At 58.5% G+C, this 21,052-nt stretch carries 25 protein-coding genes; 12 read left to right on the forward strand and 13 right to left on the reverse strand.

Annotated elements, in window-relative coordinates:
• On the reverse strand, positions 1 to 370 hold a 370-nt coding region (locus NWQ23_RS13505; RefSeq protein WP_306166904.1), incomplete at its 3' end, for an NAD(P)H-hydrate epimerase.
• A 175-nt stretch (positions 371 to 545) separates the two neighbouring features.
• Between NWQ23_RS13505 and NWQ23_RS13510 the strand changes: the two genes are divergently transcribed.
• The 4 genes from NWQ23_RS13510 (at position 546) to NWQ23_RS13525 (ending at position 5,221) form a co-directional block, all read left to right on the forward strand.
• Positions 546 to 884 carry a P-II family nitrogen regulator gene (locus NWQ23_RS13510; protein ID WP_306166905.1) on the forward strand — a complete coding sequence of 113 codons (339 nt, stop codon included), beginning with the start codon at positions 546 to 548 and terminating at the stop codon, positions 882 to 884.
• Positions 885 to 999: 115 nt separating this feature from the next.
• Positions 1,000 to 2,406, forward strand: coding sequence for a type I glutamate--ammonia ligase (gene glnA, locus NWQ23_RS13515; protein WP_306166906.1), 1,407 nt, complete (start codon positions 1,000 to 1,002; stop codon positions 2,404 to 2,406).
• Positions 2,407 to 2,569: 163 nt separating this feature from the next.
• Positions 2,570 to 3,910, forward strand: a complete 1,341-nt coding sequence (dddP, locus tag NWQ23_RS13520; protein ID WP_306166907.1) for a dimethylsulfonioproprionate lyase DddP — start codon at positions 2,570 to 2,572, stop codon at positions 3,908 to 3,910.
• 105 nt (positions 3,911 to 4,015) lie between these two features.
• A complete protein-coding gene (locus NWQ23_RS13525; protein ID WP_306166908.1) occupies positions 4,016 to 5,221 on the forward strand; it encodes a bifunctional alpha/beta hydrolase/OsmC family protein in 1,206 nt (401 codons plus the stop codon).
• Positions 5,222 to 5,278: 57 nt separating this feature from the next.
• Here NWQ23_RS13525 and NWQ23_RS13530 read toward each other — a convergent pair whose 3' ends face one another.
• Together NWQ23_RS13530 and NWQ23_RS13535 are read right to left on the reverse strand one after the other, a co-directional pair.
• On the reverse strand, positions 5,279 to 5,881 hold the full coding sequence (locus NWQ23_RS13530; protein WP_306166909.1) for a biotin transporter BioY: 603 nt from the start codon (positions 5,879 to 5,881) through the stop codon (positions 5,279 to 5,281).
• A 28-nt stretch (positions 5,882 to 5,909) separates the two neighbouring features.
• Complete coding sequence (locus NWQ23_RS13535) at positions 5,910 to 6,353, reverse strand: DUF6314 family protein (RefSeq protein ID WP_306166910.1); 444 nt, start codon at positions 6,351 to 6,353, stop codon at positions 5,910 to 5,912.
• A 109-nt stretch (positions 6,354 to 6,462) separates the two neighbouring features.
• On the opposite strand from NWQ23_RS13535, the gene purB reads away from it, so the two are divergent.
• Positions 6,463 to 7,779 (forward strand): adenylosuccinate lyase, encoded by a 1,317-nt coding sequence (purB, locus tag NWQ23_RS13540; RefSeq protein ID WP_306166911.1) that lies wholly within the window; start codon positions 6,463 to 6,465, stop codon positions 7,777 to 7,779.
• 54 nt (positions 7,780 to 7,833) lie between these two features.
• On the opposite strand, the gene NWQ23_RS13545 is transcribed toward purB, so the two are convergent.
• Positions 7,834 to 8,514 carry an acyl-homoserine-lactone synthase gene (locus NWQ23_RS13545; protein WP_306166912.1) on the reverse strand — a complete coding sequence of 227 codons (681 nt, stop codon included), beginning with the start codon at positions 8,512 to 8,514 and terminating at the stop codon, positions 7,834 to 7,836.
• Between the two features lie 124 nt (positions 8,515 to 8,638).
• A complete protein-coding gene (locus tag NWQ23_RS13550; RefSeq protein WP_306166913.1) occupies positions 8,639 to 9,247 on the reverse strand; it encodes an autoinducer binding domain-containing protein in 609 nt (202 codons plus the stop codon).
• Positions 9,248 to 9,495: 248 nt separating this feature from the next.
• Between NWQ23_RS13550 and NWQ23_RS13555 the strand changes: the two genes are divergently transcribed.
• The 6 genes from NWQ23_RS13555 to NWQ23_RS13580 all read left to right on the forward strand — a co-directional run bounded on the left by NWQ23_RS13555 (position 9,496) and on the right by NWQ23_RS13580 (position 13,188).
• Positions 9,496 to 9,876, forward strand: coding sequence for an autoinducer binding domain-containing protein (locus NWQ23_RS13555; protein WP_306166914.1), 381 nt, complete (start codon positions 9,496 to 9,498; stop codon positions 9,874 to 9,876).
• Between the two features lie 49 nt (positions 9,877 to 9,925).
• A complete protein-coding gene (locus tag NWQ23_RS13560) occupies positions 9,926 to 10,975 on the forward strand; it encodes a FliG C-terminal domain-containing protein (protein ID WP_306166915.1) in 1,050 nt (349 codons plus the stop codon).
• A 109-nt stretch (positions 10,976 to 11,084) separates the two neighbouring features.
• A complete protein-coding gene (locus tag NWQ23_RS13565) occupies positions 11,085 to 11,390 on the forward strand; it encodes a ScnB-like protein (RefSeq protein ID WP_372340137.1) in 306 nt (101 codons plus the stop codon).
• A complete protein-coding gene (locus NWQ23_RS13570; RefSeq protein WP_306166917.1) occupies positions 11,368 to 11,670 on the forward strand; it encodes an SH3-like domain-containing protein in 303 nt (100 codons plus the stop codon). Before NWQ23_RS13565 ends, NWQ23_RS13570 begins: the two co-directional genes overlap by 23 nt.
• Complete coding sequence (gene nthA / locus NWQ23_RS13575) at positions 11,660 to 12,304, forward strand: nitrile hydratase subunit alpha (RefSeq protein WP_306166918.1); 645 nt, start codon at positions 11,660 to 11,662, stop codon at positions 12,302 to 12,304. Before NWQ23_RS13570 ends, nthA begins: the two co-directional genes overlap by 11 nt.
• Before the next feature lie 74 nt (positions 12,305 to 12,378).
• Positions 12,379 to 13,188: a lysophospholipid acyltransferase family protein gene (locus NWQ23_RS13580; RefSeq protein WP_306166919.1), complete on the forward strand. Its 810-nt coding sequence runs from the start codon at positions 12,379 to 12,381 to the stop codon at positions 13,186 to 13,188.
• On the opposite strand, the gene NWQ23_RS13585 is transcribed toward NWQ23_RS13580, so the two are convergent.
• Entirely contained in the window at positions 13,185 to 13,877 is a 693-nt protein-coding gene (locus NWQ23_RS13585) for a thioredoxin family protein (protein WP_306166920.1), read from the reverse strand. The two genes, NWQ23_RS13580 and NWQ23_RS13585, sit on opposite strands and share 4 nt — an antisense overlap.
• Before the next feature lie 231 nt (positions 13,878 to 14,108).
• Between NWQ23_RS13585 and acnA the strand changes: the two genes are divergently transcribed.
• Entirely contained in the window at positions 14,109 to 16,880 is a 2,772-nt protein-coding gene (gene acnA / locus NWQ23_RS13590; protein WP_306166921.1) for an aconitate hydratase AcnA, read from the forward strand.
• Positions 16,881 to 16,965: 85 nt separating this feature from the next.
• Here the strand turns inward: acnA and NWQ23_RS13595 are convergent, their stop codons facing one another.
• Genes NWQ23_RS13595 through secF form a run of 7 tightly spaced genes read right to left on the reverse strand, consistent with a single transcriptional unit; the run spans position 16,966 to position 21,005 of the window.
• Positions 16,966 to 17,502: a DsbE family thiol:disulfide interchange protein gene (locus tag NWQ23_RS13595; RefSeq protein ID WP_306166923.1), complete on the reverse strand. Its 537-nt coding sequence runs from the start codon at positions 17,500 to 17,502 to the stop codon at positions 16,966 to 16,968.
• Positions 17,495 to 17,638, reverse strand: coding sequence for a heme exporter protein CcmD (gene ccmD / locus NWQ23_RS13600; RefSeq protein WP_306166924.1), 144 nt, complete (start codon positions 17,636 to 17,638; stop codon positions 17,495 to 17,497). The genes NWQ23_RS13595 and ccmD overlap by 8 nt, the downstream gene beginning before the upstream one ends.
• Complete coding sequence (locus NWQ23_RS13605) at positions 17,631 to 18,359, reverse strand: heme ABC transporter permease (RefSeq protein WP_306166925.1); 729 nt, start codon at positions 18,357 to 18,359, stop codon at positions 17,631 to 17,633. Before NWQ23_RS13605 ends, ccmD begins: the two co-directional genes overlap by 8 nt.
• Positions 18,360 to 18,401: 42 nt before the next feature.
• On the reverse strand, positions 18,402 to 19,058 hold the full coding sequence (gene ccmB, locus NWQ23_RS13610) for a heme exporter protein CcmB (protein WP_306166926.1): 657 nt from the start codon (positions 19,056 to 19,058) through the stop codon (positions 18,402 to 18,404).
• Positions 19,055 to 19,669, reverse strand: coding sequence for a heme ABC exporter ATP-binding protein CcmA (ccmA, locus tag NWQ23_RS13615; protein ID WP_306166927.1), 615 nt, complete (start codon positions 19,667 to 19,669; stop codon positions 19,055 to 19,057). The genes ccmB and ccmA overlap by 4 nt, the downstream gene beginning before the upstream one ends.
• A complete protein-coding gene (locus NWQ23_RS13620; RefSeq protein ID WP_306166928.1) occupies positions 19,670 to 20,023 on the reverse strand; it encodes an Mth938-like domain-containing protein in 354 nt (117 codons plus the stop codon).
• Between the two features lie 13 nt (positions 20,024 to 20,036).
• Positions 20,037 to 21,005: a protein translocase subunit SecF gene (secF, locus tag NWQ23_RS13625; RefSeq protein ID WP_306166929.1), complete on the reverse strand. Its 969-nt coding sequence runs from the start codon at positions 21,003 to 21,005 to the stop codon at positions 20,037 to 20,039.
• Positions 21,006 to 21,052: the final 47 nt, after the last annotated feature.

Below are 21,052 nucleotides of genomic sequence, written 5' to 3' on the forward strand. Positions count from 1 at the left end.
TCCACCGCTCATAATTCACCTTCGCATCCGGCGGCAGCCTCTCGGCCTCCCCATACAGAAACACCTCGACATCCCACCCTGCCTCTTTCAACAGCCGTGCAACGACAAACCCGTCCCCGCCATTGTTCCCCGGCCCGCACAAGACAACGGCGCGAAGGCGTTCCTTCTTTTGAGCAGAAATATCCCGGGGGTCTGGGGGCTGGCCCCCGGCCAACCCAGCATCAGGCGCGAGCTCCGGCCATTGCGCGAAAATCGCCTCCACAACGCCACGCCCTGCGCGCTCCATCAACTCGAGCCCCGTCACCGCGCCCGATGCAATCGCAGCGTGTTCGATGGCGCGCATTTGGGCGGCAGTCAGCAGTTCGGTCACGGATTTAGCGCCTCAAGTTTGCAAATAGCCCGCGAAACACACAAGTTGCATAAATTTTAAGCAACACATAGTCTTTCACCCAGCCAGCTTGCGATCAAGTTCCGCCACGAATTGTTCATATGCAAGAGAAATGGTCTCACCACAGACGAAACACCAAAGGGGGAGTCGCGGAGCGATGAAAAAAATCGAAGCGATCATCAAACCATTCAAACTCGACGAAGTGAAAGAAGCCTTGCAAGAAGTAGGTGTACAGGGTCTTTCCGTCGTAGAGGTAAAGGGTTTTGGCCGTCAGAAAGGCCATACAGAACTCTATCGCGGCGCGGAATACGTCGTTGATTTCCTGCCAAAGGTTAAGATCGAGGTCGTCTTGGCCGACGATCAGGTCGAGGGCGCGATCGAAGCGATCATCGCTGCCGCAAAGACAGACAAGATTGGCGATGGCAAGATTTTCGTTTCGCCTGTCGAGCAAGCCATTCGCATCAGAACCGGGGAAACCGGCGACGAAGCACTCTGACGCAAAGAATGTCCCGCCTCGGATCATATCCGGGTCCTCTTGCTGGAAATATGGGGTTCCGGGCAGTTCCGGAACGGGCCAACACAAAACCGATACGTAAGAAAGGTAACACCTGATGGACAACAAAGCTGTTCTGAAACTGATCAAAGACGAGGAAGCCGATTATGTCGATATCCGCTTCACCGACCCGCGCGGCAAACTCCAGCATGTGACCGTGGTCGCTGATCTGGTCGACGAAGACTTCCTTGAAGAAGGCTTCATGTTCGACGGTTCTTCGATCGCTGGCTGGAAATCAATCGACCAGTCCGACATGAAACTGATGCCACAGGCCGATACCGCCTATGTCGATCCTTTCTATGCGGAAAAGACTGTTTGCATTAACTGCAACATCGTCGAACCCGACACGATGGAACCCTACGACCGCGACCCGCGCGGCACAGCCGTCAAAGCCGAGGAATACCTCAAGGCCTCCGGTATCGGCGATGCGGCCTATTTCGGCCCCGAAGCGGAATTCTTCGTTTTTGACGATGTCCGCTTTCAGGTGTCGATGAACAAAGTGTCCTATCAGGTCGATGCGCTCGACGGCGCATGGAACACCGACACAGAATACGAAATGGGCAACACAGGCCACCGCCCCGGCATCAAGGGCGGCTACTTCCCTGTGAACCCGATCGACGACGCGCAGGAAATGCGGTCCGAAATGCTGTCCACCATGAAGCGGATGGGCATGAAGGTCGACAAGCACCACCACGAAGTGGCGTCTTGCCAGCACGAACTGGGCCTGATTTTCGGCACGCTGACCCATCAAGCAGACGAAATCCAGAAGTACAAATACGTGATCCACAACGTCGCCCAAGCCTACGGCAAATCGGCCACCTTCATGCCAAAGCCGATCGCCGGCGACAACGGCACCGGCATGCACGTGAACATGTCGATCTGGAAAGACGGCAAGCCGCTCTTTGCGGGCGACAAATATGCGGACCTCAGCCAAGAAGCGCTCTACTTCATTGGCGGTATCCTCAAGCACGCCAAGGCGCTGAACGCGATCACCAACCCGTCGACCAACAGCTACAAGCGCCTGATCCCGGGCTTTGAGGCCCCTGTTCTGCGCGCCTACTCGGCACGCAACCGGTCGGGTTGCGTCCGTATCCCATGGGCCGAAAGCCCCAAGGCAAAGCGCGTCGAGGCCCGCTTCCCCGATCCGGCAGCCAACCCCTATCTGGCTTTCGCAGCCCTGCTGATGGCTGGCCTTGACGGTATCAAGAACAAGATCGATCCGGGTCCATCTTCGGACAAAGACCTTTACGATCTGCCACCAGAAGAACTGGCAGCGATCCCGACTGTTTGTGGCTCTTTGCGTGAAGCGCTCGAAGAACTCGAAGCCGATCACGAATTCCTGCTGGCCGGTGACGTCTTCACCAAATCCCAGTTGGAAGGCTACATGGAGCTGAAGTGGGAAGAGGTTTACGCCTACGAGCACACACCGCACCCGGTCGAGTACAAAATGTACTATAGCTGCTAAGCACAGTTGGAAAAACCAAAGCCCCGTCAGAGCAATCTGGCGGGGCTTTTTCGTTGTGCGTGGCCGTCTGAACCGGCACCGAATCCGACCCTTTTGCATGTCGCTTTTTGTCCAGACAGCCAGCTGTCTCAGGGCGTCAACTGGTGCAAACAGAGGGCACACCATGAACACCCACTACCGCGACACCCGCAAGATCGACCCCACACGCGGCGCGACCCTTGCCGATGGCACCCCCAACGATCAGGACCGTGTCGAAATCGGGCCGACCCAACTGGCCTTTGCCGAATGGCAGGCCGCGGGCCTCCAACTACCCAACTTGCCCGCCATGCGCGCTTTCCGGCACAAGCGGCTGACCGATGCAGTGAATGCCCGCGCCTATGGCGGCATCCTGATGTTCGACCCGCTCAATATCCGCTATGCCACCGACAGCACGAATATGCAGCTGTGGAACACCCATAACCCGTTCCGCGCCTGTCTGGTCTGCGCCGATGGCTATATGGTGGTCTGGGATTACAAGAACGCGATGTTCCTGTCCAAATTCAACCCGCTGGTGGCCGAACAACGGTCCGGTGCGGATCTGTTCTATTTCGATCGCGGTGACAAGCTGCAACCGGCAGCAGATAAATTCGCCAACGAAGTCCGTGATCTGATCCGCGAGCACAGCGGCGGCAACATGCGCCTTGGCGTTGACAAGGTGATGCTCCACGGCTTGCGCGCGCTCGAGGCGGTGGGCTTTGCCGTAGAGCCCGGCGAAGAACTGACCGAAAAGGCCCGCAGCATCAAAGGTCCCGACGAAATCCTTGCCATGCGCTGCGCCAGTCACGCCTGCGAGGCTGCCTGTGCCGCAATGGAAGATGCTGCCCGCAAAGGCGTGCCGGGCGGAAACATGTCCGAAGATGATATTTGGGCGGTGCTCCATGCCGAAAACATACGGCGGGGTGGCGAATGGATCGAAACGCGCCTGCTGGCCTCAGGGCCGCGCACAAACCCGTGGTTTCAGGAATGTGGCGGGCGGATTGTCCATAACAACGAGATCGTGGCCTTCGACACCGACCTGATCGGCGCCTACGGTATCTGCATCGACATCAGCCGGACATGGTGGATCGGCGACCATAAGCCCCGCCCTGACATGATCGAGGCGATGCAAATCGGGGTCGAACATATCCGGCACAATATGGAGATGCTCAAACCCGGAGTCTCGATCGAGGACCTCAGCCGCAACACCCATGTCTTGCCTGACAAATATCAGAAACTGAAATACGGTTGCCTGATGCATGGCGTGGGTCTGTGCGATGAATGGCCACTGGTCGCCTACCCCGACCAGATGGTCCCGGGTGCCTTTGACTACACGCTCGAACCCGGCATGACGCTTTGCGTCGAGGCCCTGATCAGCCCCGAAGGTGGTGATTTCTCGATCAAACTGGAGGATCAGGTGCTGATCACCGAAGACGGTTACGAAAACCTGACCAAATATCCGCATGATCCGGCCTTGATGGGTCATTAGGGAATCGTAACAAGCCTCACCTTGACGCGATCTTGTGGGAAGGTGGGTTGTTCATTTCTCGTGGGCGGGCCATGTCTGGGGCCAGTTCATTGAGAGGCCCGGTTCATGCCCACCGAAAAACTCACGTTTGAAGGCCACGCAGGCGACATGCTTGCCGCGCGGCTTGATCTGCCCAATGGCCCGCATCTGGCAACAGCCCTTTTTGCGCATTGCTTTACCTGCTCCAAAGACATCACCGCCGCCCGCCGGATCGCGGCACGTCTGGCGTCGATGGGCATCGCTGTGCTGCGGTTTGACTTCACCGGGCTCGGACATTCAAAGGGCGAGTTCGAGAACACCAGCTTCACCTCAAACGTCGATGATCTGATGGCCGCCTATCACGCGCTCGATGCGCGCGGTATGCCGCCGGCGCTTGTGATCGGCCATTCGCTGGGCGGGGCTGCGGTCCTGAAGGCCGTGCCGCTGATGGATCACGTCAAGGCGGTGGTTACCATCGGCGCACCTTTCGATCCGGCCCATGTGACCCACAACTTCGCCCATGCGATCCCCGAGATCATCAACAAGGGCGTGGCCGAGGTGTCGCTGGGCGGCAGGCCCTTCCGCATCGGCAAGGGCTTTGTCGAAGATATATCGCAATCGGAACTGACCGCCTCTATCGCGAAACTGGGGGCGGCCCTGCTTGTCTTGCATGCGCCGCTTGATGCGACCGTCGGGATCGACAATGCAGCCGCGATTTTCATGGCTGCAAAGCACCCCAAAAGCTTTGTCACGCTGGATGATGCCGACCATCTGATCAGCCGCGCCGCCGATGCCGAATACGCCGCCGACGTGATCGCGGTCTGGGCCAAGCGCTATCTGAAACTCGACACACCCGCCCATACCGCAGAGGTGCCCGAAGGCGTGCTGCGTGTGACCGAGGCGGATGCAGACGGGTTCCTGCAAGACGTACAATCCGGTCCGCATCACGCGCTGGCCGATGAGCCCGTCAAATTCGGCGGTACCAACAAAGGGCTCAGCCCCTACGGTTTTGTGGCAGCGGGGCTTGGGGCTTGCACCTCGATGACCATCCGCATGTATGCGCGGCGCAAGGGCTGGCCGCTGACAGGCGTCAGCGTCGACATCACACACGCCAAGGAACACGCCGCAGATGCCGCCGACCCCGGCGCGAAGGTCGATCACTTTGATCGGGTGGTCCATCTCGAAGGTGATCTGACCGAAGAGCAACGCACACGTTTGCTGGAGATCGCTGACAAATGCCCTGTCCACCGCACGCTGGAACGGTCATCAACCGTGAAAACGGTACTGGCTTAACGCAAAAAGGCGCTGCGTGACGCAGCGCCTTTTTCAAGTCTCGCAGGATGCTGCGCCTTACTTGCGCGCGTCGCCGATCAGCTTCCAAAGGCCGGGCACCAGCAGCGCCGCAAGGCCCAGCTTGAGCGCGTCGCCGATCAGGAAAGGTGTCACACCGACCTCTACCGCCCATGCAAGGCCATTTCCGTAAAGCACACTCAACCAAGCGACGCCGGGCAAATAGATCAGCGCGTTCGCGATCAGCAGCGCAACAGCCATCAGCACAACTGACCGGTCCCAGCCAGCGCGGGCCGCATAGCCAAGCGCCAAAGTCGCGAGCACATAGCCCACCAGATAGCCGCCTGTGCCGCCCATCATATAGGTCAGACCCGCAGTTTCAGCGGATGAACCTGCAAAGACGTCAAAGCCTAGGGCGCCGATGATCATGTAACCAAGGATGGTCGCAAGGCCCAAGCGCGGGCCGTAAGTGGCGCCGATGGTCAGAACCGCAAATGTGCCCATCGTGATCGGGACAGGCCACATCGGGATTTTGACCTTGGCCAAGATCGACAGGGCTACAATCCCCAAAACCACCATCAGCACTTGCTTGACGCGCAGTGCAGTTCCCTCGGAAGGCCCGAAAGCCTCGGTTAGAACCATGTCGTTGCGAACGAGGGCCATGTGCCGCTCTCCCCTATTATGAATTCCGTTACGGTTTTATTGCCGATGCGGTGTCGCGGCGCAAGTAGACTGATGTCGATACATAATCCTTGCGTGGCCCGATCACCGTCCAGACTGCCACCCAACGGGGCCACGCGGTGAAATCATAGCGCACCGTATAAAAATCATCGCCACACGGGTGATCCGTTCCCGCGGCGTGTCCCGACGGAACAAACTGGTGAAACGGTCGCCCATCGTCAAAGGTAACAACAACGGCCTCGCCCGCAAATTCCCACAGATACCGTCGCGACGCGGCCAGACTCACCCCTGATTGCAGGGTCAGCGTCCCGTTTTCTTCATAGATCAGGTGGCTGGTATCGGTTGCCTTGAACGCCGCCTGCCCGACCAGAGTCCCGTCCTGCCCATGCAGATTGTCCTTGATGGTGCGCTCCAGCACCCATTCGCCTGCAAAATCCTGCGCCGTGACCGTCATATGCGTGCAATTGTCCTCAGTTGCGCCCCGCGCACCCTTGAGGGTTCGCGCCCACCCCCTTATGACGCGGGGGAAAGTTTCTGCCCACCCCCAGATAAAGGTGCTGCCCATGATCCCCCGTTATTCCCGTCCTGAAATGACCGCCATCTGGGAGCCCGCAACCAAGTTCCGCATCTGGTACGAGATCGAGGCGCACGCCTGTGACGCCCAAGCCGCCATCGGCGTCATCCCCAAAGAAAACGCCGAAGCGGTCTGGAAAGCCAAAGACGTGGAATTCGACGTGGCGCGGATCGACGAAATCGAAGCGGTCACCAAACATGACGTCATCGCCTTCCTGACGCACCTTGCCGAACACATCGGGTCCGAAGATGCACGTTTTGTCCACCAAGGCATGACCTCCTCGGATGTGCTGGATACGACCTTCAACGTCCAACTGGTGCGCGCCTCCGATATCCTGATCGCAGGGATGGACCGTGTGCTGGCGGCCCTGAAAACCCGCGCCTTTGAACACAAAGACACGGTGCGCATCGGGCGCAGCCACGGGATCCACGCCGAACCCACGACGATGGGGCTGACCTTTGCCCGCTTTTACGCGGAAATGGACCGGGGCCGTGCCCGCCTTGTGAATGCCCGCGCGGAAATCGCAACCGGTGCCATCTCTGGCGCTGTCGGGACCTTTGCCAATATCGACCCCTCTGTCGAAGAACACGTCTGCGCCCAGCTTGGCCTGACACCGGAGCCAATCAGCACCCAGGTCATTCCCCGCGATCGCCACGCGATGTTCTTTGCGACCCTTGGTGTCATCGCCTCCAGCATCGAAAATATCGCAATCGAGATACGGCACATGCAACGGACCGAAGTGCTGGAAGCCGAAGAATTCTTTTCCGCCGGCCAAAAGGGTTCGTCGGCGATGCCGCACAAGCGCAATCCGGTGCTGACCGAAAACCTGACGGGCCTTGCGCGTTTGGTGCGCATGTCGGTGGTTCCTGCGATGGAAAACGTCGCCCTTTGGCATGAACGTGACATCAGCCACTCGTCGGTTGAACGCGCGATTGGTCCCGACACGACGATTACGCTCGATTTTGCGTTGCATCGTCTGGCAGGTGTTATCGAAAAATTAGTCATCTACCCCGATAACATGCTGGCCAACATGAATAAGTTTCGCGGACTGATCATGTCGCAGCGGGTCTTGCTGGCCCTGACCCAGGCGGGCGTGAACCGCGAAGACGCCTATAAGATGGTGCAGCGCAATGCGATGAAAGTTTGGGAGAAAGGCGCCGATTTCAAAACCGAACTGTTGGCAGACAGCGAAGTTTTGGGCGCACTCTCTCCCGCAGAGATCGAAGAGAAATTCGATCTGGGGTATCACATGAAAAACGTTGATACAATTTTTGCGCGCGTCTTTGGAACGCACGAGGGGGCGTGAGGACCGAGCACCTGCAACGATAAGGCAACGGCCCTTTTAGGAAGAACGCTTATGTCATATCTTTGACGGGGCGTGCACTGCCTGCTGCGGCATCATATGCGTCGCTTTGGGCGTATGTGGCAGGCTTGGCCTCGGCTCGACAGCAGCTTTGCGACACACCGCTGGCATGCTCATCGCAACATAGCGGCGTTCGTCATGCAGATTGACATAGGGCTGGCCGATAATCTTGGCGGGAAAGCCCAGCTGCCGCAGCGTCCGTGCAAAAACCGGCGGGCAGAGCGCAATGATCTCTGTCGCTCCATGCGCACGGGCTTGTCTCACCACCCCGTCCAGCACAAGCGACAGACACTCGGCGCGATCAGCCTGCGTCGTCACGGTATCCGAGATCACAACACGGGTTGCTTCCCAGATGTTGGGCGTCACCTCTGCCTGCGGAATGATGTCGGCCGGGATCCCGATCAGCTTTCCATCAACAGCATCACGCAACATGTACGTATGCGCCCCCCACTGGGCCGTTGTTGCCATGGCACGCATGCCACCGATGACCTTCCCGTCACGCAAGACCAGCGAGTAATACGCTTTAGGGTTGTCATATTGGTCCATCTCCACATCATCATCATGCGGGATGTCCCAGCCAAGCTGATCGACAAAGAACTGTTTGCGCAACGCCAGAAACTCGAAAAACGCGGTTCCGTGTTTATGCAACTCCGTAAGGTTGAAAGTGATATTCTCCATTTGCGTCCCTCTGATTGTATTCGACTATGGTTATGGGCCCCACCATCACCAGTTCCTATGTTACGAAAATCGTAACAATTTAGCTGTAATTGTTCGTAAGAAAGAAAAAAAGACTTAAGATGTCTTAGATTAGACCATATTGACTGGCCAATGCCGCCGCTTGTGTGCCGGTTTTGGCACCTAATTTCAGCTTTGCATTCTTGAGCCGCTGTTTCACGGCACCTTCACTGACGTTTAGGTCAAAAGCGATTTCCTTGAGCCGCTTGCCATCTTTCACCATGCCCAAGGCTTCCAGTTCGGCCTTTGTCAGATTCGTCGGCGGAGCCGTTTCACCATGCCTGCGCATCAAATAAGCATGTAAAAGCTTGGTTTCGAGGGTCGTAAATTCGCGATCTGCGCGCGTGAATGACGCAAATGAACGTTGCGCGTCGGCACCACTGTCGAAAACCGAAATTGTCACCCCGTAGCGCATGCCAAAAGTCTGGGCTTGCGCAATAATGCGCTTGGGATCATCCAGCGGAATCTCACTCCAGCGGACAGTGCCAACATTGCTATAGGCCCATCTAACCACCGGATCAAAAAGCATAAATCGCTGTTTGGTGTAGTGACTGATCCAGTCAGAGGGGAACGCATTCACCTCTTCCATAGGAAAGGCAAATCCGATCCTGAGGGCCACGTAGTAGCCAGACGGGGCAAGCTGCCCAATCTCGTCAGGTCCTATGAGTTGCGACATCAAACTACCTCAAATAGCACTTACATTCACAAAGCTCTTGTTGCTGAGCAAACCTTCGCCCTAAGATAGAACGATCAGTGCTTTACGTAGCAGTATTGGAATATTTTCACACTTGGCAACCGCAAAGCGAGTAAAGATTCATGCCGGCCACCCAACTAGAGATAAGTGAAATTCTCGGATCTCTCAATAAGCAGGCCCCGACAGGCTATGCGCTCGGTTTACACATTGAGTATACGACGCCGCGATTCATGTTTCAAACTTACTCCAAGGCTTGGCTCGACCATTATTCTAGCCGTGGCCTGATCATGTCAGATCCGATGGTGGCTTGGGGATTCGAGCACGTCGGAAGTTCGCGCTGGTCAGACCTTGAGGATCCGGCCGGTGTCATGACCCAAGCAGCAGAGTTCGGGATGCCCTATGGTGTGGTGATCACGGCCGTTTCCGACGACAGCCGGAGCATTTGCGGATTTGCCAAGGCAGACAGCGAATTCTCGGATGCCGAAATCGCCCAGTTAGAGGCTGACATAACCCGTCTGCATGATTTCACAGCGGATCAGGCGCTGTTGACACCGGAAACCATCGTTCAGCTTAAAAAACTGTCGATTATGGTCACGCATCCCGGCTCTTGATCGACGGTTCATAACCTTATCTTTACGTCCACGCTGCTAGAAATGCCGCATGGATTTTCAAACAACTTCAGCTCCCTCTGCCGCATTGACCCGTCGTCGCAAGGCCGCGATGGTGGTGCAAATGCTCATTGGTGATGGCGGCAGCCTTTCACTGGGACAACTCCCCGAAGCTTTGCAAGAAACACTCGCCGATGAACTGGGCGCCATACGTCTTGTGGATCGGGAAACCGTATCCGCAGTGGCCGAAGAATTTGCTGCCGAACTTGAAGCGATCGGTTTGACGGCGCCGGGAACCCGGGATGGGGCGGTGCTTGCATTGGCCGATTATCTTAGTCCGGCATTGGCGGACCGCTTGCGCAGTCAACTGTCCAGCGTCCGAAACGGGGATCACTGGCCCACCATCGCAGCCCTCGACAATGAGCGGCTTCTTGCCATCATGCAGGCCGAAAGCATTGAGGTCTGCGCTGTCACATTGTCCAAACTGCCCGTTTCCAAGGCAGCAGAGATACTTTCGAAGACACCCGGCGAACATGCGCGGCGAATCACATATGCGATGTCATTGACCGCTGGCATCTCGCCGGATGCTGTGCGGCGCATCGGGGCCGCACTGGCCCAAGACTATGGTCGCCCACGCCATCTTGCCTTTGAAAAGGCCCCGGTCCAGCGACTTGGCGCCATTCTGAATTCAACGCCGACCGACACCCGCGAGGATGTGCTTGCCGGTCTGGGTAGCAAAGATCCCGTTTTTGCCAGCGATGTGCGCAAGGCAATCTTTACGTTCAAAGACATCGCACCACGGGTGAAACCCACCGATATTCCCAACTGCATCCGCAGCGTTGATGCAGAGGTGCTGACAACCGCCATTGCCGCTGGTCTGGCAGGCGATGACGCGCTGGTTGCTTCGGCCGAATTCATCCTCAGCAGCGTATCGCAACGCATGGCCGGCCAGTTGCGCGAAGATGCAGAGGAACGCGGGCGCATCAAGAAATCAGATGCAGAGGCGGCAATGGCTGCCGTCACGAAAGCCATACGCGAAATGGTGGATGGCGGCGTGATCACGCTGATCGACCCCGAAGAAGCCGGCGAAGAAGAGGCGTAAACAACGGCGCTATCGACACGAATTATGATTAACCTGCCCGTCGAAATGCTTTATCTTGTCCTCCATGACACAGAAGACGAATACATTCGATGGCCGCCGCTGGCATGATATGGGCGGCACCGCAGCGGGCCCCGTTCCTACCGATCAGCATGATTTTGCGCTTTGGGAAAAGCGGGTTGATGCCTTGATGGTGATCGCCTCTTCCAAGGGGCATTTCACAGTTGATGGCCTGCGCCGGGTGCTCGAGGACATGGGGCCGGAGGCCTTTGAAACCATGACCTATTATGAGCGCTGGATTGCTTCCATAAACCAAAACCTGATCGAGGCGGGCATTTACACCACCGCCGAACTGGCCCAACGCATGACAGAGGTCGCCGCAAGGGGTGCGACCTATGGCGAGGCCGCAAGTGGATAGCGCCCGATACATGCGCGTCCGCGCCGATATGCCCCCCGGCCATGTCCGCACGCCATCTTATCTGCGCGGCAAGACCGGCCGGGTCGAACGGACGCTTGGCCCCTTCCCCAACCCTGAAGAGCTGGCCTATCGCCATGCGGGCAAACCGCTCCCGCTGCTGCGCATCCGCTTTTCCATGGCGGAAGTCTGGGGCGCCGACGCCGCCAACCCCGACGATACGATAGACGCTGAAATCTACAGCCACTGGCTTGAACCGGCAAAGGCCCCGCATGCCACATGATCACCACGACCACCTGTCGCCCTCCGGTCACCCTTACCGCGCGGATGACGATCACCCGCTAACCTATTGGCAGCAGATGGAAATCGCGGTCCGCGAGTTGCTGGTCGAAAAAGGGGTGACCACCGCCGAAGAGATCAGCGCACAGATTGACACAATGGATGCACGCAGCCCCGCAAACGGGGCAGCCGTGGTCGCTCGCGCCTGGACAGACCCAGATTTTCGCCGTGCGTTGCGCGACGATGCGAGTGCGGCCAGTCGCGCGATGGGCTTTGACATCGGACCAATGAAGCTGATCGCGCTGGAAAACACCGAAACCGAACACAACGTCATCGTCTGCACCCTGTGTTCATGCTATCCGCGCAATCTGCTGGGCCTGCCGCCGGATTGGTACAAATCCCGCGCCTACCGCTCGCGGACGGTGAAAGAGCCCCGCAAGGTCTTGGCCGAATTCGGGCTGAACCTGCCCGCAACAACCACAGTCCGCGTGCACGATAGCACCGCCGATATGCGCTACATCGTCATTCCCGCGCGCCCCGAGGGGACCGACGGCTGGAGCCCCGAAGACCTTGCAAAGCTGGTGACACGTGACAGCATGATCGGCACTGGCAAGGCCAAATCACCGGACGCTGTGTGACGACAGAAGCCCCCCCAGAAGGCACGCGGGCAGACTGGCTTGCCGACCGCGCTTTGCGTGGCCTCATCGCAACAATGCTGCGCCTTCCTTATGGCACCCGCGTGCCAATGATGGGCAGTGCCTTGCGCCGCGCCATCGGACCGTTGGCAGGCTATCGCAAAAGGGCCGAGGAAAACCTTGCTCTGATTTATCCCCAGATGGGTGTCATTGAGCGCCGACAACTTGCAGAGGCTTGTTGTGACAACTTTGGTCGCACCTTGATCGAGAATTATTCCTGGCGGGATTTCGGCAAAAACCTTTCCCATACCACACCCACGGGCGCAGGTCTGGCGGCGCTAGAGCAAGCAGCCAAGGCAAAGCGCCCTGTGATTTTTGTCACCGGCCATTTCGGCAATCACGAAGCCCCCCGTCAGGTGCTGACGGCCATGGGCCATACCATCGGCGGCCTTTATCGCCCGATGCAGAACGCCTACTTTAATGATCACTACGCCAAAACCATGACCTCTTGGGGCGGACCTGTCTTTGCCCAAGGCCGGCGTGGCACGATGGGGTTTCTGCGTCACCTGCGGGGCGGCGGTATGGGAACCCTGCTCTATGATGTTTCCGCGCCCGGCATGACGATTCCCTTTATGGGGCATCCGGCGCGCACCTCAATTTCGGCGGCTGAAATCGCCCTGAAACTTGATGCGCTTGTCATCCCCTATTTCGGGCTGCGCCTCGCGGATGGGGTGTCTTTCGCTGTCGAGGTCGAGGCACCCATCAGCCTTGGCACGCCACGCGACATGATGATCGAAATGAACGCAAGGCTTGAAGCCCAGATCGCGCGCCATCCCGCGCAATGGTTCTGGATCCATCGCCGATGGAAAGATGGAAAACGCAGCTAGCGCAGTTCAGCAGCACCAACGATTGGCCCGTGGGTCGCCTGCTGGACGATGACAACCACCGGATTGTTGCCCGCGGCAGGCGCCTGAAGCGTAAGAGCCGACCGTCCATCCCAACGCCCGATGACATCCCATGACGTCACGATATTGGCGTAGGTGAGGCTCCGGCCAGCGTTTTCCCCGCGCCCGATCGCGACCGTCTCTTCAGGAATATAGCGTACCAATTGCACCAGATAGTCACCACGCGGACCGGGGGGTGCAGTGATGGTCACATCACCGCCCCGACGGACAAGCGTCACGTCGAACGGATTGCCCTGCCGGCTATGCGCTTGCACCGTATCCATCACCTGCATCGGGCGTGATCCGATCACGTGATCCACGCCTCCGATGATCATCTGCGGGGTATAGACCGTTGTCGCATTTGCCGCATGGGCATAGGCGTGCTGGCGCGCTGTGTTCTCAGGCCGACCAAAGCTGTCTTTCCAGCCGATATAGTCCCAATAGTCCACATGCAGTGCCAATGCGATCACACCGTCACGCTTGGCCAAATCAGCAAGCATCTCATCCGCAGGCGGGCAGGACGAGCAACCTTGCGATGTATAAAGCTCGACGACCACTGGACCATCCTGCGCCATGACTTGCGTCGCATGCAGCATCCCAAGGAATGAAAGAACAGTGATGAATAAGCGCATGACAGGTCCCGCGTTTGCTATTGTTCAATCGGTCTAGTCAGCTTTGACTGAAATGACCAATCAACCAATCGAGAGGGTTATGTTAAGAATGTTTCAGCCGTCTGACCAGATGTGATCGAAATTGTGTGCAATGGTATACAAAAATACGGTCCACCCTCTTGATTGCCTTTGCGGCATCGGGCAAAAGCCCCTTAAGAGCCTTGCTCAACAGCAGCCACGAAAGGGATCGCCATGACAATCACAGTCGGCAAAGACACAGCCAAGACCCGCAAAACGCTCACCGTCGGTGATCAGACAGTTGCCTATTATTCGATCCCCGCAGCAGAGGCCGCAGGTTTGGGCGACTTTTCCAAGCTGCCCGCTGCGTTGAAAGTGGTTTTAGAGAATCTTCTGCGGTTCGAAGATGGCGGGTTTTCAGTCTCTGTCGATGACATCAAGGCCTTCTCGACATGGGCCGATAACGGCGGCCAGAACCCCCGCGAAATCGCCTACCGCCCCGCCCGCGTACTGATGCAGGATTTCACCGGCGTGCCCGCCGTGGTTGACCTTGCTGCCATGCGCGACGGCATCGTGGCCCTTGGTGGGGATGCCCAGCAGATCAACCCGTTGAACCCTGTCGATCTGGTCATCGACCACTCGGTCATGATCGACGAATTCGGCAACCCGCGTGCGTTCCAGATGAACGTGGACCGCGAATACGAGCGGAACATGGAACGCTACCAGTTCCTGAAATGGGGCCAAGGCGCGTTCAACAATTTCCGCGTTGTGCCACCGGGCACAGGTATCTGCCATCAGGTGAACCTTGAGTATCTCGCGCAAACCGTCTGGACCGACAAAGACCAGAACGGCGAAACCGTGGCCTACCCCGATACGCTGGTCGGCACGGACAGCCACACCACCATGGTCAACGGCCTTGCCGTTCTGGGCTGGGGCGTCGGCGGGATCGAAGCCGAAGCCGCGATGCTGGGCCAGCCTGTGTCTATGCTGATTCCCGAGGTCGTCGGCTTTGAGCTGACAGGCCAGATGGTCGAAGGCACCACCGGCACCGACCTTGTGCTGAAAGTCGTGGAAATGCTGCGCAAGCTGGGCGTTGTGGGCAAATTCGTCGAATTCTACGGCGCGGGTCTGGACGTCCTGCCACTGGCCGACCGTGCGACGATCGCCAACATGGCCCCCGAATACGGTGCGACCTGCGGCTTTTTCCCGATCGACAACGAAACCCTGCGCTACCTGCGTAACACAGGCCGCGACGAAGACCGGATCGCACTGGTCGAAGCCTATGCCAAGGAAAACGGCTTCTGGCGCGATGCCAGCTATGCGCCGGTTTACACCGACACCCTGCACCTCGACATGGGCACTATCGTGCCTGCGATTTCAGGACCAAAGCGGCCACAGGACTTTGTGGCACTGACAGATGCGGCAAAAGCCTTTGGCGCCTACATCAAGGGGCAGCGTGCAGAGAAATCCGCCCCCGCCGCAGACAAGGCCGACATGACATCCGAAGGTGGCCCTGTCGCCCCGCACCAAATTCCGGGCAACGAAGGGCATCACAAAAGCCAAAAGGTCGAGGGCGAGGATTACACCTTGCACGACGGCTCTATTGTGATCGCCTCGATCACATCCTGCACCAACACATCCAACCCTTATGTGATGATCGGCGCAGGTCTTGTGGCGCGCAAAGCCGCCGCCTTGGGCCTGACCCGCAAACCTTGGGTCAAGACGTCGCTGGCCCCCGGATCACAAGTGGTCAGCGAGTATCTGGAGGCCGCTGGCCTGCAAGAAGACCTCGACAAGATCGGGTTCAACCTTGTGGGTTACGGTTGCACCACCTGCATCGGCAACTCTGGCCCGATCCAGAAAGAACTGTCCGACGCCATCGCAACCGGTGATCTGATCGCGACTTCGGTCCTGTCGGGCAACCGCAACTTCGAAGGGCGCATTTCGCCCGACGTGCGCGCCAACTATCTGGCCTCTCCACCGCTGGTCGTGGCCTATGCGCTGGCCGGTGACATGAACATCGACATCACCAAGGATCCACTGGGCCAAGACCAGAACGGCAATGACGTCTTCCTGCGTGACATCTGGCCAACCAACGCCGAGATCAACGCCTTGGTCGAGAAAACCGTGACCCGCGAGGCGTTCATCAGCAAATACGCCGACGTCTTCAAAGGCGACGAAAAGTGGCAGGCGGTCGAAACTGTGGACAGCGAGACCTACAACTGGCCCGCTACGTCGACCTACGTGCAGAACCCGCCCTACTTCAAAGGCATGTCAAAGGACGCAGGCACGATCAAGAACGTCGAAAACGCCAAGGTTCTGGCTGTTCTGGGCGACATGGTCACCACCGACCACATTTCGCCTGCTGGTTCGTTCAAAGACACCACCCCCGCCGGTCAATACCTGATCGAACGGCAGGTGCCTGTGCGCGAATTCAACTCTTACGGATCGCGTCGCGGCAACCACGAGGTCATGATGCGCGGCACATTCGCCAATATCCGCATCAAGAACGAGATGCTGGACGGCGTCGAAGGGGGCTATACCAAAGGCCCTGATGGCGGTCAGACTTCGATCTTTGACGCAGCCATGGCCTATCAGGACGCAGGCACCCCGCTGGTGATCTTTGCGGGCGAACAGTACGGCGCCGGCTCCTCGCGCGACTGGGCTGCCAAAGGCACAGCGCTCTTGGGCGTCAAGGCCGTGATCGCGGAAAGCTTTGAACGTATCCACCGCTCCAACCTTGTTGGCATGGGCGTTGTTCCCTTCGAATTCACCGGCGGCGACACCCGCAAAACACTGGGCCTGACCGGGGAAGAAACTGTGACTATCGAAGGTCTGGACGCGGTCAAGCCGCTGCAAGAGATGACCGCCAAGATCACAATGGCCGACGGGTCGGTCAAAGAGATCACCGTGAAGTGCCGGATCGATACCGCAGTCGAGATCGAATACATCGAAAACGGCGGCGTGCTGCACTATGTGCTGCGGAATTTGGCCAAAGCGTCTTAAGCCACACCCCATGTGAAAAGAAAAAAGCCCAGTCAACCGACTGGGCTTTTTGTATCTGGTGTAGGTCAGGGTTCGCCCCAACACATCATTCCATCGCTTTCGCCAATTCCGGCAAGAACCGCTGCTCGTAGTCCGACCCCACCAGCGGCCCGACAAAGCGGAACAGGACTGTCCCGTCCCCATCCACGATGAAAGTCTCCGGCGGCGCGGTCACGCCCCAGTCAATCGCCACCCTGCCCCGCAGGTCGAACCCTGTGGCGAAGAATGGGTCGTCGTAATTTGTCAGATACTCTGACGCCTGATCCTGCTGATCGCGGAAATTCACACCAGCGATGCGAAAGCCCTGCGCCTCAAGATCAAGAAGAATAGGATGCTCGGCCCGGCACGGCGGGCACCAGCTGGCCCAGAAATTCACCAAAGTGATTTCGCCCGACCGCAAGTCGGCGTCCGTCAGTTGCATGGTCCCCTGCACGGCCTCGACAGGCACCGCAGGCGCCTGGTTTCCGACAAATGTCGAGCGGAGTTCATCAGGATTGTCACGCAGCATACCCGCCAGTGCCAGCCCTGCAAAGGCCGCAAAAATCGCAGGTGGCAGGATCATCAGAGGGGATATCTTAGCCATTCTTCTCGATCTCATCCAAGGCCGCCCGCACGCGGACATAGCGCCGCCAGCTCAAGGCGACGATGGCAAGCAAGAGTACAATGCTGACCACGTAGGCCGAGATCACCTCGACCGCGTAACTTCCCAAATCAGGCACGGCGCGCCCTCGCTTCCAAGGCCCGGATACGGCGGGCACGAATTTCGGTACGGGTCCGCATCAGGACCAATGCCACGAACAGCAGCACAAACCCCGCGATACAAACCAAAAGCGGATACCAGAACACGTCCGCCACGTTCTCTTCCTTGTCCAGCGACAGCGACGCCCCTTGGTGCAGCCCTTGGTTCCAGAACAGGACGGCGTAGCGCGACAGGATCGCAAAGACCGACCCGACCATGCAAAGCACAGAAGTCAGGTCAGCAGCGGTATCGGGGTCCTCGATCGCTTCCCACAGGGCGATATAGCCCAGGTAGAACAAAAACAGGATCAGGAACGAGGTCAGGCGCGGGTCCCATGCCCAATAGGTCCCCCACATGGGCTGCCCCCAGATGCCACCGGTGAACAGCGCGATCAGCGTGAAGACAACGCCAACAGGGGCCGCGGCGCGGGCCGCAAGGGCCGAGACATGGTGCCGCCGCACCACCCAGATCAGCGAGGCCACCAGCATCATGATCCATGCGTTGATCGCCATCAGCGCCGATGGCACATGCAGATAGATGATCTTGACCGTCGATCCCTGCCGGAAATCATCGGGGGTAAAGAAAAACCCCCAGATCAGGCCGATGACCAGACACAGGCCCGCAATGGCAAAGGTCCACGGCAGCACAGGCCGGGTCCAGCCCATAAACTTTTTCGGATTTGCGTATTCCCACATCGACATGGCGTTTATGTATCCTTCCCCATTGCGACCCTCAATCCCCGATCACCGCAGATTGATGCGTAAGACAGCCGCAGTCGCAAAAGGCAAGAGCGCAAAAGACCCCGCCGTGATCCCCGCCATCAGCATCAGCGCGCCGGTGGGGTCCAATCCTTCGGCGCCACGCCGCACGGCCTCTGCCCCGAAAATCAGGGTCGGCACGTAAAGCGGCAGCACCAGCAGCGACAACAAAAGCCCGCCACGGCGCAGGCCCACGGTCAGGGCCGCCCCGAAAGTCCCGATCATCGACAGTGCCGGCGTACCTATCAGCAAAGAGATCAGCAGATAGGCGTAAGCCTCCGGCGCGAGGCTGAGCAGGAACCCAAGTGCGGGTGCCACCAAGGTCAGCGGCAGGCCCGTCGTGACCCAATGCGCCAGCGCCTTCATCAGCGCGGCCCCTTCCAGCGGCAAGGGCGATGTCGCAAGCAGCGCAAGCGACCCATCCTCGTAATCCAGCGCAAATATCCGGTCGAGCGACAGCAAGGCCGCAAGCAGCGAGGCCACCCACAAGATCCCGGGGGCGATGCGCGAGAGAAGCGCTGTCTCTGGCCCGACCCCGAAGGGGACAAGCACAACAACGATCAGAAAGAACGCAAGCCCCAGCCCGAAACCGCCGCCTGCGCGGATCGCCAAACGCAGGTCCCGCAGCAAAAGCGCAATCACAAGAACGCCTCATCCGTGCCGCCGCCCGTATCAAGGCTTGCCTTGAAGGGGGTCAGATCCAGTTCGGGTGCGGGAAACCCAAGGTCGATATGCGTGGCAATCACCGCAAGGCCACCCGCCGCCAGATGCCGGTTCTGCAACCAATCCGCAAAGAGTTTCACCGAAAACCGGTCCAGCGACACGGTCGGTTCGTCCAGAAACAGCACCTTGCGCCCGATCACCCCCAGCCGCGCCAGCCCCAGCCTGCGCTTTTGCCCCGCCGAAAGCGTGCCGCCCAAACGATCACGCAGATCGGCCAGATCAAAGGTTTCCAGAATATCGGCTGGCAAGGCGGCCCCGTGCACATCGGCCCAGAATGTCAGGTTCTCGGTCACGGTCAGCGCGGTCTTGATGCCGTCGGCGTGACTGGCATAGGCGCCTTCATCGTCGGGATAGCTGACCTCACCGCTGATCGCGGGTTGCAGCCCCGCCAAGGTGCGCAAGAGCGTCGTTTTACCAATCCCGTTGGGGCCGCGCAGGATCAACACCTCTCCGGCAGCCACTTCAAAGCTCACGTCCGCCAGCACGGGCAGCCCGCCACGGGCGCAGGTCAGGTTCTGGACGCGCAACATTCAGACAGGCAGCAGGGCAACGGCAACGCGGCGGCCCTCTGACAGCAGGACGTTGTATGTGCGACAGGCTGCGGGCGAGGCCATCGTCTCGACCCCGATCCCCGCCTCTTCCAGCGTGGCGCGGAAATCTTTTGGCGGATGCGCGATCTCGGCACCGGTGCCGACGAACAAAACGTCAATGGCATCGACCTGCGCCAGCAACGTGGCAGTGTCGTCAAACCCGCCCCAAATGCTTACCCCGGAGGGCAGCACGACAATCGCACCGTCAATGCGCTTGCCGCCAACCCGGAAAAACCCGGGACCATAGCCGTCGATCGGAACCGCGTCGTTATAGGAGATTTCGTTCAGGCGCATGGATCGTCCCTTTTCAGGTGTCGAGATGTCCGTATTTCGTGCCGGCACTTGGGTCTTTCTTGGACCAGTCGCGTTTGACACCCAGCACAAGCAGGATCGTCGAGGCCACAAAGATCGACGAATAGGTCCCGACCACGACACCCCAAATCATCGCGAAAACAAATCCCCGGATCACATCGCCACCCAATGCAAACAGCGCGATCAGGGCAATCAATGTGGTTCCCGATGTCATCAGCGTCCGGCTGAGCGTTTCGTTGATCGACAGGTTCAGCACCTCTTTGAGGTCCTTTTGTTTGTACTTGCGCAGGTTCTCGCGCACACGGTCAAAGACGATCACGGTGTCGTTGATGGAATACCCCACGATGGTCAGCAAAGCCGCGATAATGGCCAGATCGAACTTGATTTGCAGTTCCGAAAAAATCCCGATGGTCAGGATAACGTCATGGGCCAGTGCCACGACGGCACCGATGGCAAACTGCCACTCGAACCGCATCCAGATGTAAAGCAGGATCGCGAGGACCGCGAGGGCCACCGCGATAATGGCGGTCTGTATCAACTCGCCCGAAACCTTTGGACCAACGGATTCGATCGATGGAAAGGTCATCGCGGGATCAATCGTCTGCAATGCAGCCTGCACCGCCTCGATCGTTTCTGTTGCGATCCGCTCGTCACCCTCTTGGGCCTGTATACGGACCATCGCGACATGCTGGTTTTCGTCAAAGGTCGGGTCAAAGACCTCTGCGATTGATACGTCGCCCAGACCCAGCGGTTCAAGCGCCGCGCGATACTGTGCGACATCCACAGGCGTTTCAGATTGCGCGCGGATGCTTGTCCCGCCCTGAAAGTCGATGCCGTAGTTCAGGCCCTGGATCAGGAATGACGCAAGTGCCACAACCATCATGATCATCGAGATGCCCAGCCAGATGCGGGCCCGGCTGAAGAAATCGATTGTTGTATTATCGCGAACCAGTCTCAGGCGCATATCAAACCTCGATTGTCTTGGGGCGGGTGCGCGAGAACCAGATCACG

The organism is Yoonia sp. (genome assembly GCF_030731595.1).
Taxonomy (GTDB): domain Bacteria; phylum Pseudomonadota; class Alphaproteobacteria; order Rhodobacterales; family Rhodobacteraceae; genus Yoonia.

Excerpts from the sequence above, each read along its gene's own strand:
- glnA (WP_306166906.1), top strand. The coding sequence starts at position 1,000 with ATGGACAACAAAGCTGTTCTGAAACTGATCAAAGACGAGGAAGCCGAT.
- dddP (WP_306166907.1), top strand. The coding sequence starts at position 2,570 with ATGAACACCCACTACCGCGACACCCGCAAGATCGACCCCACACGCGGC.
- NWQ23_RS13560 (WP_306166915.1), top strand. The coding sequence starts at position 9,926 with ATGGATTTTCAAACAACTTCAGCTCCCTCTGCCGCATTGACCCGTCGT.
- NWQ23_RS13565 (WP_372340137.1), top strand. The coding sequence starts at position 11,085 with ATGGGCGGCACCGCAGCGGGCCCCGTTCCTACCGATCAGCATGATTTT.
- acnA (WP_306166921.1), top strand. The coding sequence starts at position 14,109 with ATGACAATCACAGTCGGCAAAGACACAGCCAAGACCCGCAAAACGCTC.
- NWQ23_RS13550 (WP_306166913.1), bottom strand. The coding sequence starts at position 9,247 with ATGTCGCAACTCATAGGACCTGACGAGATTGGGCAGCTTGCCCCGTCT.
- ccmA (WP_306166927.1), bottom strand. The coding sequence starts at position 19,669 with ATGTTGCGCGTCCAGAACCTGACCTGCGCCCGTGGCGGGCTGCCCGTG.
- NWQ23_RS13570 (WP_306166917.1), top strand. The coding sequence starts at position 11,368 with ATGGCGAGGCCGCAAGTGGATAGCGCCCGATACATGCGCGTCCGCGCC.
- purB (WP_306166911.1), top strand. The coding sequence starts at position 6,463 with ATGATCCCCCGTTATTCCCGTCCTGAAATGACCGCCATCTGGGAGCCC.
- NWQ23_RS13545 (WP_306166912.1), bottom strand. The coding sequence starts at position 8,514 with ATGGAGAATATCACTTTCAACCTTACGGAGTTGCATAAACACGGAACC.
- NWQ23_RS13525 (WP_306166908.1), top strand. The coding sequence starts at position 4,016 with ATGCCCACCGAAAAACTCACGTTTGAAGGCCACGCAGGCGACATGCTT.
- NWQ23_RS13530 (WP_306166909.1), bottom strand. The coding sequence starts at position 5,881 with ATGGCCCTCGTTCGCAACGACATGGTTCTAACCGAGGCTTTCGGGCCT.
- NWQ23_RS13535 (WP_306166910.1), bottom strand. The coding sequence starts at position 6,353 with ATGACGGTCACGGCGCAGGATTTTGCAGGCGAATGGGTGCTGGAGCGC.
- NWQ23_RS13580 (WP_306166919.1), top strand. The coding sequence starts at position 12,379 with ATGCTGCGCCTTCCTTATGGCACCCGCGTGCCAATGATGGGCAGTGCC.
- NWQ23_RS13585 (WP_306166920.1), bottom strand. The coding sequence starts at position 13,877 with ATGCGCTTATTCATCACTGTTCTTTCATTCCTTGGGATGCTGCATGCG.
- nthA (WP_306166918.1), top strand. The coding sequence starts at position 11,660 with ATGCCACATGATCACCACGACCACCTGTCGCCCTCCGGTCACCCTTAC.
- NWQ23_RS13595 (WP_306166923.1), bottom strand. The coding sequence starts at position 17,502 with ATGGCTAAGATATCCCCTCTGATGATCCTGCCACCTGCGATTTTTGCG.
- NWQ23_RS13555 (WP_306166914.1), top strand. The coding sequence starts at position 9,496 with ATGTTTCAAACTTACTCCAAGGCTTGGCTCGACCATTATTCTAGCCGT.
- NWQ23_RS13605 (WP_306166925.1), bottom strand. The coding sequence starts at position 18,359 with ATGTCGATGTGGGAATACGCAAATCCGAAAAAGTTTATGGGCTGGACC.
- secF (WP_306166929.1), bottom strand. The coding sequence starts at position 21,005 with ATGCGCCTGAGACTGGTTCGCGATAATACAACAATCGATTTCTTCAGC.
- NWQ23_RS13510 (WP_306166905.1), top strand. The coding sequence starts at position 546 with ATGAAAAAAATCGAAGCGATCATCAAACCATTCAAACTCGACGAAGTG.
- NWQ23_RS13620 (WP_306166928.1), bottom strand. The coding sequence starts at position 20,023 with ATGCGCCTGAACGAAATCTCCTATAACGACGCGGTTCCGATCGACGGC.